The 15,000-nt window shown below is 54.9% G+C and carries 18 protein-coding genes; 14 read left to right on the top strand and 4 right to left on the bottom strand.

Features of this window, described 5'->3' with window-relative positions; all coding sequences use genetic code 11:
• Positions 1-126: 126 nt before the first annotated feature.
• Complete coding sequence (locus tag NP590_RS00005; protein ID WP_256600065.1) at positions 127-1,260, bottom strand: GGDEF domain-containing protein; 1,134 nt, start codon at positions 1,258-1,260, stop codon at positions 127-129.
• A gap of 462 nt (positions 1,261-1,722) precedes the next feature.
• Here NP590_RS00005 and nifV point away from each other — a divergent pair, with 462 nt between their 5' ends.
• From nifV to NP590_RS00075, 14 genes are all read left to right on the top strand, one after another.
• Positions 1,723-2,847: a homocitrate synthase gene (nifV, locus tag NP590_RS00010; RefSeq protein ID WP_256600066.1), complete on the top strand. Its 1,125-nt coding sequence runs from the start codon at positions 1,723-1,725 to the stop codon at positions 2,845-2,847.
• Between the two features lie 12 nt (positions 2,848-2,859).
• A complete protein-coding gene (locus NP590_RS00015; protein WP_256600067.1) occupies positions 2,860-3,027 on the top strand; it encodes a hypothetical protein in 168 nt (55 codons plus the stop codon).
• Positions 3,024-3,803, top strand: a complete 780-nt coding sequence (cysE, locus tag NP590_RS00020; RefSeq protein WP_256600068.1) for a serine O-acetyltransferase — start codon at positions 3,024-3,026, stop codon at positions 3,801-3,803. Before NP590_RS00015 ends, cysE begins: the two co-directional genes overlap by 4 nt.
• Positions 3,803-4,309 carry a hypothetical protein gene (locus tag NP590_RS00025; RefSeq protein ID WP_256600069.1) on the top strand — a complete coding sequence of 169 codons (507 nt, stop codon included), beginning with the start codon at positions 3,803-3,805 and terminating at the stop codon, positions 4,307-4,309. The genes cysE and NP590_RS00025 overlap by 1 nt, the downstream gene beginning before the upstream one ends.
• Before the next feature lie 33 nt (positions 4,310-4,342).
• Positions 4,343-4,465, top strand: coding sequence for a hypothetical protein (locus NP590_RS00030; RefSeq protein ID WP_256600070.1), 123 nt, complete (start codon positions 4,343-4,345; stop codon positions 4,463-4,465).
• 72 nt (positions 4,466-4,537) lie between these two features.
• Positions 4,538-4,660 carry a hypothetical protein gene (locus tag NP590_RS00035; RefSeq protein WP_256600071.1) on the top strand — a complete coding sequence of 41 codons (123 nt, stop codon included), beginning with the start codon at positions 4,538-4,540 and terminating at the stop codon, positions 4,658-4,660.
• 4 nt (positions 4,661-4,664) lie between these two features.
• The gene (nifW, locus tag NP590_RS00040) at positions 4,665-4,979 is read left to right on the top strand and encodes a nitrogenase-stabilizing/protective protein NifW (RefSeq protein WP_256600072.1); all 315 of its coding nucleotides are present in this window, start codon (positions 4,665-4,667) and stop codon (positions 4,977-4,979) included.
• Positions 4,976-5,455: a nitrogen fixation protein NifZ gene (locus NP590_RS00045; protein ID WP_256600073.1), complete on the top strand. Its 480-nt coding sequence runs from the start codon at positions 4,976-4,978 to the stop codon at positions 5,453-5,455. The genes nifW and NP590_RS00045 overlap by 4 nt, the downstream gene beginning before the upstream one ends.
• Positions 5,456-5,457: 2 nt before the next feature.
• Entirely contained in the window at positions 5,458-6,312 is an 855-nt protein-coding gene (gene nifM / locus NP590_RS00050; RefSeq protein ID WP_371927198.1) for a nitrogen fixation protein NifM, read from the top strand.
• 41 nt (positions 6,313-6,353) lie between these two features.
• On the top strand, positions 6,354-7,649 hold the full coding sequence (gene clpX, locus NP590_RS00055) for an ATP-dependent Clp protease ATP-binding subunit ClpX (RefSeq protein ID WP_256600075.1): 1,296 nt from the start codon (positions 6,354-6,356) through the stop codon (positions 7,647-7,649).
• A 191-nt stretch (positions 7,650-7,840) separates the two neighbouring features.
• Positions 7,841-8,458, top strand: a complete 618-nt coding sequence (grxD, locus tag NP590_RS00060; RefSeq protein WP_256600076.1) for a Grx4 family monothiol glutaredoxin — start codon at positions 7,841-7,843, stop codon at positions 8,456-8,458.
• 25 nt (positions 8,459-8,483) lie between these two features.
• Positions 8,484-9,017: a flavodoxin gene (locus NP590_RS00065; RefSeq protein WP_256600078.1), complete on the top strand. Its 534-nt coding sequence runs from the start codon at positions 8,484-8,486 to the stop codon at positions 9,015-9,017.
• Positions 9,018-9,027: 10 nt separating this feature from the next.
• Positions 9,028-9,429 carry a Rieske (2Fe-2S) protein gene (locus NP590_RS00070; RefSeq protein ID WP_256600079.1) on the top strand — a complete coding sequence of 134 codons (402 nt, stop codon included), beginning with the start codon at positions 9,028-9,030 and terminating at the stop codon, positions 9,427-9,429.
• Complete coding sequence (locus NP590_RS00075) at positions 9,422-9,853, top strand: SoxR reducing system RseC family protein (RefSeq protein WP_256600080.1); 432 nt, start codon at positions 9,422-9,424, stop codon at positions 9,851-9,853. The genes NP590_RS00070 and NP590_RS00075 overlap by 8 nt, the downstream gene beginning before the upstream one ends.
• Before the next feature lie 112 nt (positions 9,854-9,965).
• Here the strand turns inward: NP590_RS00075 and NP590_RS00080 are convergent, their stop codons facing one another.
• The 3 genes from NP590_RS00080 to NP590_RS00090 all read right to left on the bottom strand — a co-directional run bounded on the left by NP590_RS00080 (position 9,966) and on the right by NP590_RS00090 (position 14,950).
• A complete protein-coding gene (locus tag NP590_RS00080) occupies positions 9,966-10,628 on the bottom strand; it encodes an HD-GYP domain-containing protein (protein ID WP_256600083.1) in 663 nt (220 codons plus the stop codon).
• Complete coding sequence (locus NP590_RS00085) at positions 10,621-13,575, bottom strand: bifunctional diguanylate cyclase/phosphodiesterase (RefSeq protein ID WP_256600084.1); 2,955 nt, start codon at positions 13,573-13,575, stop codon at positions 10,621-10,623. The genes NP590_RS00080 and NP590_RS00085 overlap by 8 nt, the downstream gene beginning before the upstream one ends.
• A gap of 493 nt (positions 13,576-14,068) precedes the next feature.
• Complete coding sequence (locus NP590_RS00090; RefSeq protein WP_256600085.1) at positions 14,069-14,950, bottom strand: glycosyltransferase family 2 protein; 882 nt, start codon at positions 14,948-14,950, stop codon at positions 14,069-14,071.
• Between the last annotated feature and the right edge of the window lie 50 nt (positions 14,951-15,000).

A 15,000-nucleotide genomic window follows, 5' to 3' on the forward strand; every position in this document is an offset into this window, starting at 1 on the left:
TAGCCGACATGGACGTATTCACCGCGTCATGTCCGGTAAGTAATCGCCGCGCCATTCGTAACAATCCGAATTCCGGGACGCCATTTATGCCCGCATCCCGATTGCGGACGACGCTCCCTGTCCGGATTAAAGCCTGCCGTATTTTCCCAGCGTTTCCTGGCTGTCGCAAAGCCAAAAGCCGGCGGTGTCGCGGGAAGCGTTCTTGGCCGTGTACATGCGTTTGTCGGCGGCGTTTACCAGCTCGTCGGCCGATAGGAATTTGTCCGGGCCGGTCTGGCAAATGCCTATGCTGAAGGCGATGTCTTCCCCTTCCTGTCTGGCGATGAAACACTGAATCAGCCGCTCGCATACGTCCTTGGCCTGGCCGTTGGTGGCACCGGGCATGATGATGCAGAATTCATCGCCGCCGTAACGGCAGGCGATGTCGGTTTCGCGGATACTAGCCAGGATGCATTTGCCTATCATCACCAGCATCTGATCGCCGGCCACGTGACCTTGCATATCGTTTAAGCCCTTGAAGCCGTTCAGATCGAAATATATCAGGGTCAGGGGTTCCTTGCGCCGCGCGCAACCGGCCAGTTCCACCCGCATGCGTTCGTAAAAGGCCCGGTGGTTCAGCAAGCGGGTCAAGCCGTCCTGGCAGGAAAATTCCTTCAGTTCCCGGGTTTGCTTGGCCACGGTCTCGGCCAGATCGTGGGCGTAGTGTTCCAATTCCAGCTTGGCTTTTTCCACCTCGGCAACCAGGGCGCCGGTATAGGTTTCGAACACGAACTGCACGTCGAACATCAACAGCTTGGTCAGGGAGCGTTGCCGTTTGTCCACTTCCTCGCGGCTGCAATTGCCTTCCAGATGATCTTTTTCGAACTGATCCGACAGAATGTCCCATAGCAGACGCACCGCCGCCATATACAGGGCCGGCGATACACCGATGCGTTTGTGTACCTTGCCGACCCGCAGGCGGGCGGACACGTAATGTTCGTCGAATTTGCCGGAAAACACCTCCTGGATATAGCCGCGCATGCTGTTTTTCAGGCGTTGCAGGGTATCGGAGTCGCCGATGACGATTTCCACTTCCAGATGGGTCAGCTGTTTGGCGTAAAACTCCTCGACGATCCAGTCGAGATTCCGGGTGATGAAGGGTTCGGCGGCTTGCATGTTTTCTTCGTCGGTCTGAGTCAGGTCGAACAGTTTTTTGATCTGCTCGATGCGCCGTTCCGTCAACTTTAGCTGCTCCACCATGGTGTGGTTGGTTAAAAGCATCGTTAATCCTCTTATATATTGGGGTATTACGGAAGCTGAAAATAAACCCATTGCGGGTGTTTGGCAAATTGGCCTGATTGTCATTTCACGGTAACGGGAACGGATTGTAGGCCGGCTATCGCGGCTACCGCCGCCGGATTTAAGAAAATATGTCGGTTGCCCGGCAAAATATTTGGCGGCCGCCGCAATACGGAGTGTTTAGGGTCGAAAGCGGCTGCGCGACCCGCGCGCGTAAGCCTGTTATCAACCCTGGCCCGGATTGGGTATTAAGCCGACACAGGCGTTGCCGGACAGATTGTAGGTTTTGCGACAATTTGCCTGGCCTGTTTCGGATTATCGTGTAGACATTGCACCAAATTAGTCCGTACCCCCCGCTAATTCCGGCCTTCCCAGCAGTTGGCAAGCGTTTTGCTTTATAGCTATCGACAGTGTTTTCCACGTTACGGTACTTAGGGTTCAGCCATGACACTCCGCTCGCGCAACATCATTATCGATGACACCACGCTCCGCGATGGCGAACAATCGGCTGGCGTGGTGTTTTCCCTGGATGAAAAAATCGCCATTGCCGGGCAACTGGCCGCGCTGGGCGTACCGGAACTGGAGATCGGTATTCCCGCCATGGGCGCCCAGGAACGCGAAGAGATCAAGGCCATCGCGGCAATGAAGCTGCCTTGCAATTTGTTGGTGTGGTCCAGAATGCGCAAGGACGATTTGAAGCATAGCCTGGGTCTGGGCGTGGGAACGGTGGATTTATCCATTTCCGCTTCCGATCAACACATACAGCACAAACTGAAACAAAGCCGGGCCTGGGTGCTGGAAACCATCGATTATTGCGTGAAAGCCGCCGTCGATGCCGGACTGCACGTCTGCGTCGGCGCCGAGGATGCCTCGCGGGCCGACCGTGGTTTTCTGGCGCAAATGGCGGAAACCGCCCAACGGGCCGGAGCCATCCGCATCCGTTTCGCCGATACCGTCGGCATCATGGAACCGTTCGGGGTGTATGAAGCTATTCGCCAACTGCGCGCGGTTACCGAGATGGATATCGAAATGCATGCGCATGATGATCTGGGACTGGCCACCGCCAACACCCTGGCAGCCGCTTATGCCGGCGCCACCCACCTGAATACTACCGTCAACGGTTTGGGCGAGCGGGCAGGCAATGCCGCGTTGGAAGAAGTGGTGGTGGGCTTGAAACAACTATACGGCATGGATTCAGGCGTGGACCTGCGCGATTTTCCCGCGCTGTCGCAACAGGTGGCAACAGCGTCCGGCGACACCATAGGCAGCCGCAAAAGCTTGATCGGCCGCGATGTCTTCAGTCACGAGGCCGGCATACATGTCGACGGCCTGCTGAAAGACCCCAACAATTACCAAGGCGTGGACCCGGCGTTGGTCGGGCGCAGCCATCAACTGGTGCTCGGCAAGCACTCCGGCAGTCAGGGCGTCATGCATGCCTACCAACAACTGGGCATCGCCATCAACCGCTGGCAGGCTGGCCGCCTGCTGCCGATGATCCGGCAATTCGTCAGTATTCACAAGCGCGCACCGCAAAGCGCTGATTTGAACCAATTTTTACTTAGCCTATAAAAGAGGTGTCCGATGAACAGTAAACGTCAAAAACCAGCCGTACCGACCGTTGGCAAACTGGAGTCGGTGCAACCGAATCATCCGCCATTCGACGCGCAGGACGACCGTTACCCAGGCAGTTTCTTTCGGGTTCCCGGCATACCGGCACCCGGCAAAACCACCTGGAGCTTGGCAAAATGATGTTTTTTTCACCGCCCCGGCCCAGCGCCGCGCCGGGTTTATGGCAGGACTGGCGCGAAGATGTGGCGTGCGTATTCGCCCGCGACCCGGCCGCCAGGAATCTGTTGGAAGTATTACTGGCTTATCCGGGCGTGCATGCGGTGCTGTTGTACCGGCTTACCCATAGATTATGGTTGTCGGACTGGAAACTGTCGGCCCGGCTGGTGGCGGCTTTCGCCCGCTGGCTGACCAATGTCGACATCCATCCCGGCGCCACCATAGGCAAGCGCTTTTTTATCGATCACGGCGCCTGCGTGGTGATAGGCGAAACCTCGGAAATCGGCAACGATGTCACGCTGTACCACGGCGTAACCTTGGGCGGCACCACCTGGAACAAGGCCAAGCGCCATCCCACCCTGGGCGATAACGTATTGGTGGGTGCCGGCGCCAAGATTCTGGGCGCCATCACGCTGGGCGACAACGTCAGAGTGGGAGCCAATTCGGTGGTGATCAAGGATGTGCCGGCCTGCTGCACGGTAATAGGCATACCCGGCCGCATCATTCAACAAAAAGGCGTCAAGATTCAAAATCCGCGCGGTATCGATCTGGACCACCATCTGGTGCCCGATCCGATCGGCAAAGCCATCAATTGCCTGGTGGAAAGACTGGATAAATTGGAAGCCAATCAGGAACGATTCGTCACGCTGGACAGCGAAAATTGCGACAGTTGCGAATCGGAAGGCGTCTGCCACGGTGACGACAAAATTATTTTGAAACAGGCGGCGGGTGGACAGTAATGGATCTATTGGAATTTGAAGCCAAGGACTTGTATTTCGAGCAAGAAGACAGCGCGGAAGTACAGACGTTGATCCAATACGCCTCGGAATTATATGCCAGCGGTGAAGCCGAACTGCCGCTGTTGCAAGCTTTTTTACGCGCCCCCGATTCCATCAACGTGCTGGTATCGCTAAACCGGTTTTATTACTACCAGCACAGGCTGGAAGAAGCCTTACTGATCTCCGAGCGCGCATTGAGTCTGATCCGGCGGGAAATAGAGTTTCCGGACGATTGGCGGCAACTGGACGAAACGCATATCACTCAGGCGCCGAAGGATTGGCTGACCCGGGTCAGGCTGTATCTGTTTACCCTGAAGTCGATCGGATTTTTGAACATGCGCATGGAGAATCTGGAGCTCAGTCGCGGCATCTTCGAAAAACTGGTGGCGTTGGACGACAGGGATCGCATCGGCGCCAAGGCACTTTTGGAGTTGGTGTTACAAAGACAACAGGCAGCGGTTGCCTGACACGGGGGAGAGCGGTCGCTCTCGGGAGAAGCAATGTTTGAGGTATTTGTGATGTTGAGAGAAAAGCTGGATTCGACGCTGGTACCGGCGGTGCTGTTTGCAATATTGGTGATTTATTTGCTGAGCAGCGACCCCGGCATAGTAGGGCCGTTTTAGGGCGGCGTAATAACCGCCGCTTTTGTTTCCGCGGGTGGGTTTTGCCCATCCTTCATTTTAAAGGTGATTATCATGCTTAAACATAAATCCGATCCTTTTCTGGCCCAGGCATCCCTGATGCTGGTGATTATGTTGGTGATGTATGCTCTGGGTGGCGATAGCGGCAATCTGGATCACCTGATAGCCGCGAGGTAGCTTTATGAGTTTAGAAGACGATATGGAAGAACTGGAATCCGCCGAGGATTTCTTACAGTACTTTGGGCTGGAATACGATCAAACCATAGTCCACGTCAACCGTTTGCATATTTTGCAGCGCTTCCACGACTATCTGGATAAGGGCGGCGAGTCCTTGCCGGAAGATGAGGACAGCAAGCGGCAAGTCTACAAAAGTCTGCTGGCGCGGGCCTATGCCGACTTCGTGGACTCCAACGCGCAGACCGAAAAAGTATTCAAGGTCTTCAACATGCCGGATCCGCAAAACGTGTTCGTCGCGCTCAGCGATATCAAGACATGAGAGAAGAGCGCTTCGACGAAGGCCGCTTCGAATACGGCGAGGCGGTCAGGATCACTCGCAACGTGCGCAATGACGGTACCTACCCCGGCAAGGAAGTGGGCGACCTGTTGATACGCCGGGGCAGTGTCGGCAACGTCATCGAAGTCGGCACCTTTTTGCAGGACCAGGTGATTTACACCGTGCACTTTTTGGATCAGGGCCGCATGGTGGGTTGCCGGCTGGAGGAGTTGATTCCGGCCGATGCGCCCTGGAATCCCAGCCGCTTCGAGTTTCGCGATCTGGTGGTCTGCAGCATAGACCTGGGTGTGCAGGGCAATGTATTGGTGGAAAAAGGCACGGAAGGCGAAGTGCTGAAAGTGTTGCGCGAAACCTTGCCGCTGCAATACCACGTTCGCTTTCCCGGCAGGACGCTGCAAGTGCCGGAAAGCGTGCTGGAGCCGGCCGATCCGAAAAACTTTAGAGAACCGGAGGATTGATGATGAGCCCTACGTCCGAAGCTGCCATTGAACCTTATACCCTGTTGCGGGCCTCGTTAAGCCTGTTCAAAAAAGCCCCCACCGAGCTGGAGAACCAACAGTTGTCGCAGGCGCAAAGGCAGGCCAAAAACGAATACGAAATCGAAACCCGGGTGTTGAACTCCAACGAAGCGGCCAGCGTGATCGTCTCCGACCAGGAAGTCGCCAATGCCTTCGCCGAGGTCAGGGCACGGTTCGACGATGATGATGCCTTTGAAGCGGCGTTGCTGGCCAACCGCTTGACCACGGAAAGCCTGAGGGCGGCGCTGTCGCGGCAATGCAAGGTCAACAGCGTGTTGGAAAAAGTAGCGGCGCGGGCACCCAAGGTCAACGAGGTGGAAGTGGGGATTTTTTACCACTCGCATCCGGAAAAATTTCATATTCCCGAGCAGCGTATAGCCCGGCATATCCTGATCAGCATCAACCCGGATTACCCGGAGAATACCCGCGAGAACGCCTTTGCGCGCATCACGGAAATTGCCGAAACCCTGAAGCGCAAGCCGCACAAGTTCGCCAATCTGGCCCTGAAGAATTCCGAGTGCCCCACGGCCCTGAACGGCGGCGAACTTGGAACCGTGGTGCAAGGCAAGCTGTACCCGGAACTGGACGCGGCCTTGTTTCAACTGAAGGAAAATCAGATCAGCGCCATCGTGGAAACCGAAGTCGGATTTCACCTGATTCAATGCAGCAAAATTATTCGGGCCGAGACCATGTCCTTGAAAAATGCCACGCCCAAGATCAAACAAATCATGCAGGAACGTTCCCGGCGCAGATGCCAACGTAGTTGGTTGGCCAGCCTGCCGGCTGTAAAATCCTAGGTGCGCGGCGCGTACCCTTTTGCTACCCAATGGTGAATAAAATGGCCAAAGAATCCAAGCACTGTTCCTTTTGCGGTATCGAAGCTTCGGCATCGGTACCCATGATAGCCGGCACCGAGGGCTTTATTTGCGAAGCCTGCGTCATGCTGGCCAGCCAGGTGGTATCCAGCTGGGGCAAGAAGAAAGAGCTCACCGAAATGCAGGGCGCGCTGCCCAAGCCGGTGGAAATCAAAGCCATGCTGGACCAATATGTGATCGGACAGGATTTGGCCAAGGAAATCCTCTCGGTAGCGGTCTACAATCATTACAAGCGTCTGAAGCACGAAAGCGTCAAAACCGGCGGCTTGGGCGATGCAGATACCAACGTGGAAATCGGCAAATCCAATATTTTGCTGATAGGCCCCTCCGGTACCGGCAAAACCTTGCTGGCCAGCACGCTGGCCAAAATCGTCGGCGTACCGTTTACCGTGGCCGACGCCACCACGCTGACCCAGGCCGGTTATGTCGGCGACGACGTGGAAAATATCCTGGTGCGCTTGCTGGACGTGGCCGACGGCAATATCAGCAAGGCCGAATGGGGCATCGTTTATATCGACGAAGTGGACAAAATCGCCCGCAGCCCGGAACAGGCTTTCGGCACCCGCGATGTGTCCGGCGAAGGCGTGCAACAGGCCTTGTTGCGATTGGTGGAAGGCTCGCATGTCAAAATCACCGCCAAGGGCCGCCGCAAGGAAAGCAGCAGCGATACCTTGATGATAGATACCAGCAACATTTTATTCATCTCCGGCGGTGCTTTTCCCGGCCTGGAAAAACACGTGGAAAAACGCTTGCAGCCGCCGAAAACCGCCATCGGCTTCCATGCGGAAGTAAGCGACAGCAGTCAAAAGCCTTCGCTGGAAGCCTTGCTGAACGCAACCCAGCCGGACGATTTGAAACGCTTCGGTTTGATTCCGGAATTCATCGGCCGTTTCCCGGTATTGGCGCCCTTGGAGCCCCTGGATGTCGATGCCTTGATTCAGGTATTGACCGAACCCAAAAATGCCCTGGTCAAACAATACCAAAAGCTGTTCGCCTACGACGATGTCGAGCTGGAGTTTACCAAGGATGCCTTGGTGGAAATCGCCGAAAAAGCCATCGCCCGCGATACCGGCGCCCGCGGTCTGCGCAGCATCATGGAGCATGTGTTGCGCAAAACCATGTTCGACATTCCGTCGCGCGGCAATGTGGAACGCTGCGTCGTCAACGCGGACGTGATCAAGGGCGAGGCGGAGATTCAGGTTTTGGAACGCGGCGCCGGCGAAGGGGCGGATTTGCAGCGTTTGTCGGCGGGCGAGTAAGCTTTATACGCTTGCCGGTGCGGATACCGGCATTGAGGTTCCGCCCAAAATAAATCCGCCCTCTGTTCCCTCTCCCTTCGGGAGAGGGTTAGGGTGAGGGATATTAACTGGGATGTTATTAGGGACGGAATCCTAAATCGCATCCGTGCCAGCGATACCAGGAATTATGGCCGCTTAACCTAGAGATACTCATGAGTACTAAAGAAACCATCCTCAAACAAATCGCCGATAACCCGGTCATCCTGTATATGAAAGGGGTGCCGACCGCGCCTGAATGCGGGTTTTCCGGCAAAACCGTGGATATCCTCAATGCCACCAAGATACCTTATGCCTATGTCGACGTGCTGAGAGCGCCGTTTATTCGCGACCGGCTGCCGTCGGTATCGAAATGGCCGACCTTTCCGCAGCTGTTCGTCAAGGGCGAGCTGGTGGGCGGCGCCGATATCGTCGAAGCCATGAACAACGACGGCAGCTTGCTGCCCTTGCTGCAAAGCGCGGTCAAACCCGCCGAGGATGCGGCGGCAAGTAATGTCATCAGCCATTCCGAAGTGGAGGCTTTGATTCTGGGCGCCTATCCCGATGCGCAAATCGCCATAGAAGGCCAGGGCTGCGACTTGACGATAAGGGTGGTCAGCGCGCAATTCGCCGATTTGAGCATGGTCAAGCAGCACCAGGGCGTCATGGCCACCTTGACTGAACCCCTGGCCAGCGGACGTCTGCACGCGGTGACCTTGAAAACCTTTACCCCCGAACAATGGCAGGCTCAACAGCCCGCTCCGCAAGCCGGTTTACTGCAAATTCAACTTTGATTTTATTAATAATGGAGAAACGATCATGGCCAAAGTAGGCATATTTTTTGGAACAGACACCGGTAATTCGCGCAAAGTCGCCAAAACCATACACAAACAACTGGGTGACGAATTGGCGGACAAACCCGTCAACATCAGCAAGGCCACGGTCGACGATTTGCTGGCTTACGATGTATTGATCATCGGCACCCCCACCTACGGCGACGGCGAATTGCCCGGCCTGACCGCCGGTACTTCGGCCGAAAGCTGGGAAGAGTTCATGCCGCAGCTGGCCGGCGCGGATTTCTCCGGTAAAACCATAGCTTTGTACGGCTTGGGCGATCAGGTCGGTTATCCGGATAATTTCGTCGACGCGCTGGGCATGCTATACGATGCCTTTGCCGATTGCGGCGCCAGTTTCGTCGGTGCCACGTCTACCGCCGGCTACGATTACAATAAATCCAAGGCAGCGATGGGCGACGAGTTTGTCGGCTTGGTGCTGGATGAAGACAACCAAAAAGAGCTGAGCGAAGACCGTCTACAGGACTGGTTGAAACAAATCGAATCCAGCTGGGCCTGATTTCGCTTTTATGCAGGCGCTGCCCGCCGAGGTGTTGACCGAAACCGGCTTCGTGACGGTGGATGTGGTGCTGCACAGCCAGACGGCGCGCGCCCGGCGGGCCAATGTGCTGGTGATTCGGTATCGGGGCCGAGTGTATGCGTATGTGAACCATTGCATGCACATGCACCGGCCCCTGAATTGTCAGGAAGATGCGGTGTTCGACGCCGAACGGCGCTGGTTGCGTTGTTCGATGCATGGCTTTATTTTCGAGCCGGACAGCGGAATCTGCCGCAGCCCGGTCTGCGAGGGTCAAGCCCTGCAAGCGGTCAAGGTGGAGGAAACAGACGGCCTGATCGTGTTCAAGGAAAAACAGCTGCAAATTCTGGCTGTGCAATCGCCCAAGGCCGAGGTCGGATTAAAGCATGATTGAAGAAACCGCCATTGTCACCCGCATCGAGGACGGTCAGGTGTGGATCAAAAGCCTGCAAGGCGGAGCTTGCGGAGGCTGCATGCAACAAAGCAGCTGCGGCACGGCTAGCTTGTCCAAATGGTTGCCGAAACGGGAGTTTGCGGTGGAAAGCGATCAAGCGCTAACAGTCGGCGATCAGGTGCGGGTGGGCATAGACGACTCGCATGTGTTGTTGAGTTCCATCGTGCTGTACCTGCTACCCATCCTGGTGATGTTGCTTGGGGTAGGGCTGGCCAATAGCTTTTTATCTCCCGCTTTTACCGAAGCCTGGTTGCCGGAATTGTCCCTGGGTTTGCTGTTGGCGACCTTTTGGGTCATACACAAGCTGCAGCATGTCTTGCTGTTGTATTTTTGTTTCCGGCCGCAAATCGTCGGCAGGCTTTGATCTCTCATACAATCCGTTCAGGAGCCGCCGGCGACTATGCGTCGCTCCTACGAGACTGCCTTTCATTTGCCGGGGCGATGCACCGGCTTCATGATCGTCAGGAAGGGAATCCTTAGCTGGCACACCATTGCTTCGACAATGCGGCAAATTGATGCTGCACGCTGCTAAACGCCTTTACCAATTCCGGGTCGAACTGACTGCCGGCCCCATCGGCAATATAAGCCGCCGCCTGTTTGTGCGACCAAGCCGCTTTATACGGGCGATGCATGGTTAGGGCGTCGTACACATCGGCAATGGCGGTAATCCGCCCGTAGACATGGGTTTCCTGCCCCTTCAAGCCATGCGGATAACCCGTGCCGTCCCAGCGTTCGTGGTGGGTCAGGGCGATTACCTCGGCGGATTTCAACAAACGGCTGCTGGAGCCCTTCAGAATATTGTGCCCGTGGATGGTATGTTGCTTCATGATTTTCCATTCCTCGCTATTCAACTTGCCGGGCTTGAGCAGCACATGATCGGGTACACCCACCTTGCCGATGTCGTGTAACTGCGCGGTGAGGGTGATTTCATGCACGATGTCGGCGCCGAAGCCGACTTCCCTGGCCAAACAGCCGGCGAAATGGCCGACCCGTTGGGTATGAAAATCGGTGTCCGTGTCCTTGAACTCGCCGGCAATTCCCAGCCGTTCGAGAATTTCCGCCTGCAGTTTGAGTAACTCCTGGGCTTGATCTTGCACCAGCGCGTCGGAAATATTTTGGTATTGGGGAAAATCATTCATCGGTGTCTGCCGTATATTGCTGAGCTTTCAGCAGTTGCTCGAAATCGCCGGCCGGCATGGGCTTGGCGAACAGGTAGCCTTGCCCGTAATCGCAGCCGGCTTGCGCCAGAAAATCGCGCTGTTGTCGGGTTTCTATGCCTTCGGCAATTACTTTGATGCCCAATTTGTGCGCCATTACGATAATGGCTTCGCACAGAGCCAGGTCGCTGGAGCCTGGAGCCAGATTTCGCGTGAAGGATTGATCGATTTTCAAAAATTCGATATGGAATTTTTTCAGATAAGACAGCGCGGAATAGCCGGTGCCGAAATCGTCTATGGCGACCTGGATGCCGCATTCCTTGAAATGCAGCAACTTTTTGGCCGTATTGTGGCTGTCGTCCAGTAACAGCCCCTCGGTGATCTCGATCACCACGCTGTCGGCCGGCATGTGCAGTCCGCGCAAATAATCGGTCCAGTGCCGGTGCAGGCCGTCCTGGCTATGAAATTGTACCGGGGATTTGTTGACGCCGATCTGGAAGTCCGTCAGGTAGTCTTGTTGCCAGCGCCGGGTTTGTTGGGCGGCCTGTTTGAAGATCCAGTCGCCGATATCGTTGATGATGCCGGTTTCCTCCGCCACCGAAATAAAGTCCAGGGGCATGATCATGCCCCTGGACGGGTGTAACCAACGTATCAGGGCTTCGGCCTTGACTACCTTGTCCCGTCTTGCCAAGTCGACGATGGGTTGGTAATACACGATAAACTGCTCATCTTCCAGCGCCTGGTGCAGGTCCTGGGCGATGTGCATATGCGTTTCCACCTTCTGTTGCATGGCCGGGGTGAAAAAGCAATACATGTTGCGGCCCTTGTTTTTTGCCGCATACATGGCCTGATCGGCAAAACGGATCAAATCCTCGTAATGCTCGGCATCGGCGGGCGATAATGTGATGCCTATGCTGGCGGAAACATAAGCTTGGCTGGTCCCCAATGTAAACGGTTGGCTCAAGGCCAGCAGAATGTTTTGCGAGATTTTTTCCAGATAAGCGTTGTCGTTTAACTCGGAGATGATAATGGTGAACTCATCCCCGCCCAGGCGGGCCACCGTATCGGATTTTCTGACGCAGGCGGTCAGACGGCCGGCGACCTGTTTCAGCAGTTCGTCTCCGGTGCTGTGTCCCAAGCCGTCGTTGACTTCCTTGAAGTGGTCCAGATCGATAAACAGCAGACCTAGCGATTGTTGGTCGCGCCTGGCCTTGATCAGGTCTTGTTGCAGACGGTCGATAAACAGGCGCCGATTGGGCAGTTGGGTCAATGGGTCGTAGTTGGCGTGAAACCAGATCAATTCGTCGGATTTTTTCTTTTCGCTAATATCGGAAAACAGCGCGACCCGTCTGTGCACTTTGCCGTCGGCATTGAAAACCGTATTGATGACCACCCACTCTGCGTAGATCTCGGCATTTTTACGTTTGTTGTGTATTTCGCCCTGCCAGCGGCCGCTGGTATTTAAGGCATGCCACATGGTTTTGTAAAACGCCGCCGGCTGGCGGCCGGAGTTGAGTATGCGGGGATTTTTGCCCAGCACTTCCTCCGGCGTATAACCGGTGCAGGCGGTGAAGGCGCGATTGACCGAGATGATGCAATTGTTTTCGTCGGTGATCATCATGGATTCGCTGCTGTTTTGATATACCAGGGCCGCCAGCCGCAGTTCGTCTTCGGCGGCCTTTTGCTCGGTGATGTCGCGCGCGGCCGAGTAGATCAAGTCGCCCTGGGCGCAGGAATTCCATTCTATCCAGCGCCAGGAACCGTCGCTGTGCCGATAGCGGTTGACGAAATTGTTGACCGTTGCCGCGCCGGCAAGGCGGGTCATGGCCGCCTTGGTGGACTCTATGTCATCGGGATGCACCAACTCCAAAAACGGCTTGTCGGTGAGTTCACCCAAGCCGTAACCCAACAACTCTTCCCAGCGGCCGTTCAATTTGCGGAAGTAACCCCGCGTGTCGGCAATACTGAATAAATCCAGGGCATTATTGAAATAAGCGTCCAGTTCCTGAGTTTTCAGCCGCAAGGCTTCCTCGGTTTGCCTACGCGCGTTCAACATCAAGGCCATCAGGTTGCCGACAATCGCCAGTATCAGCAGGTAAAGCCATAGGTTTTGCCCATCGCTGTAGCGATACTTTGCGAAATAACCGGCCCCGCTCTTCATGCCGATATAGCCGACGATGCAGACCGTCAGCAACAGCAGCAAGACGCCATGATGGCCGAAACGAAACGCGCCCCATAAAAGCAACGGAAACATCCAGTACTCCGGTGAAACGCCGCCGAAGAATTCGGATAGAAAATCCATAAACAGCGTGGCCGGCACGATCAGGGACAACAAAATATAACTATGCGCTTCCAGTCCGCGTCCGGCGAGGCTAAACCAGCCTCGCGGCCAACGCCGCCAGACCAGCAGGCAAGGCGTACCGATCACCATTCCCAGAATGTTGGCCCGCCACCAGTGAAAAACGTTGTCGGCCAGCGCGGCACTGTCCAAAAGCCGCAGATGCCAAGCCACGAAACTGCCCAGTAGTGCGCTGACCCAAGCGCTTATGACGGCGACCGCAAGCAGGACAATGAAGTCTCCCGTGCGTTGAAGATGGCTGTCGAAGTTGCCGTACAGGTTTAACAAGCGAACGGAAGCATAAACTTCCAGGGTGTTGGCACAGGCCATGACTGCCGTTGCGCTCCACGGCAGATGCTGTATCAGGCCTGATATCAAGGAGCCGGCGATAATGCCGAACCAGACTCGACTTTGCTTGAGCAGTAACAGTGCCAGTGCGATACCGTTGGGCATCCAAAACAGCGTATTGTCTTGATCGGCATTGGATAGCATTGTCAGCGCTTGAGCGCAGACAGCATAAGCCAGCGTCAACGCGGCGAAGCTCGACCAATCGTTAATCCGGATGCTGGGGATGCGAGTCAAAAAAATCATCTTTTTGGTAAAGCTGTCCCGGTGGGGGCGGCGTGAGCGCGGATAATGAAAATCTTATGAAACCATTACATTAGCAGATATGGGGGAAATAGGCTTGAGGATTTTGCCGGGCTTGCAGGGGGCATGTGGCGGCGGAAGCTCTCCATGCGCAGCATCAGTGTTAGGTGGTGCGGGCCGGAATTTGCGGGTGTTTGCCCGTGGGGGTGAGCTCAAAACCATGGCGGTGGTGTCCCAGGGACATCGTGCAACTGTTAAAGCGCGCAAATAGGCTAGCGTTAGCTGTTATGCGCGACTCGGAATTCATGAACGGAAAATTTTTTTCGTTGGGGTCGTGTGGCGCGTTTCAGGCAGCCTATTGGGGCGCACCGGTTAGACTGGTAGGCGATGGTGCAAGTTTACCGGATAGTGCTCCATGTCGACGAATCATTTGTGATGCGAGCCGAACGAAAAAAAGCAGAAGTGGCCTTGGTGTTAACCCGGGGCTGGATCGACGTCAGATAAACGGTTTCAGAAGTCCGTGAGCAGCAAGCTGGCGGCCTGCAAACCAAATCCACAGAGATAAGCGCCAGCGCAACGGCAAACCTTTATCTAAAAGAATAAAGCGAGTGATATAGCTAACAGTCTGCACGATTCCATGCGGCACTGAATTCTGGGCGAGATTACTCATGGTGGCCGGTGCTTTTCCCCCTTGCAGCACTTTATATAATGCTCTCGCGGCATGTGCCCGCGCACTGATAAGCGATAAAAAGTCTCCGTCATCAGCGAATCTTCTTCGCTGTCGGTAGGTATCGTCTAAGGGCGCTTTTCCGGTTCGATAATGCATGTGCTCGAATATAACTTCAGGCAGATAGCGAATACGTTTAAAGCCCAATTCCTCTAATCGCTTAAAAATATCCATAAGATGATAATCGATGAATGCTCCTTTATATGTAATTGGATAAGGATCTTTTAAGGCTTCGCAGGTTTTTCGCGAAAGGATGGGGAATGTGCAAAGATTTCCCTTCTTGAATAAATCGTTTCCATAAGCCAGATAGATATGATCCGGAATACTGTCATGTAATTGACGTATTATGCTATCCCAGCCATGTGTGCGAATAAGCATGTCGTCGTTGGCGAGAATGATAATATCCCCACGAGCCATTTCATAGCATGCCGTATTGTACGCTCCCATGGTCGCCCTAGGCCCTATAATGCGTTTAACTGCTAATCCGGGACATTTCAACGAGTGGCTGGTCAAATCATCATTGTCCAGATAAGCAATAACTTCCAAATATTCCGGATACTCGCTATTTTCTAGAACGCTTTGTAAAAAGGCGTTGGCGCGTTGCAAGCGGCCACGGCTAGGCAATAACAAAGAAATCAGGGCATTTTTCATGGAAGGTCGATAAATTTTTTCTGTTTAAAGGGCCGTTATCCTAAGTTTGG

This window comes from Methylomonas subterranea, assembly GCF_024505185.1.
Classification (GTDB): Bacteria; Pseudomonadota; Gammaproteobacteria; order Methylococcales; family Methylomonadaceae; genus Methylomonas; species Methylomonas subterranea.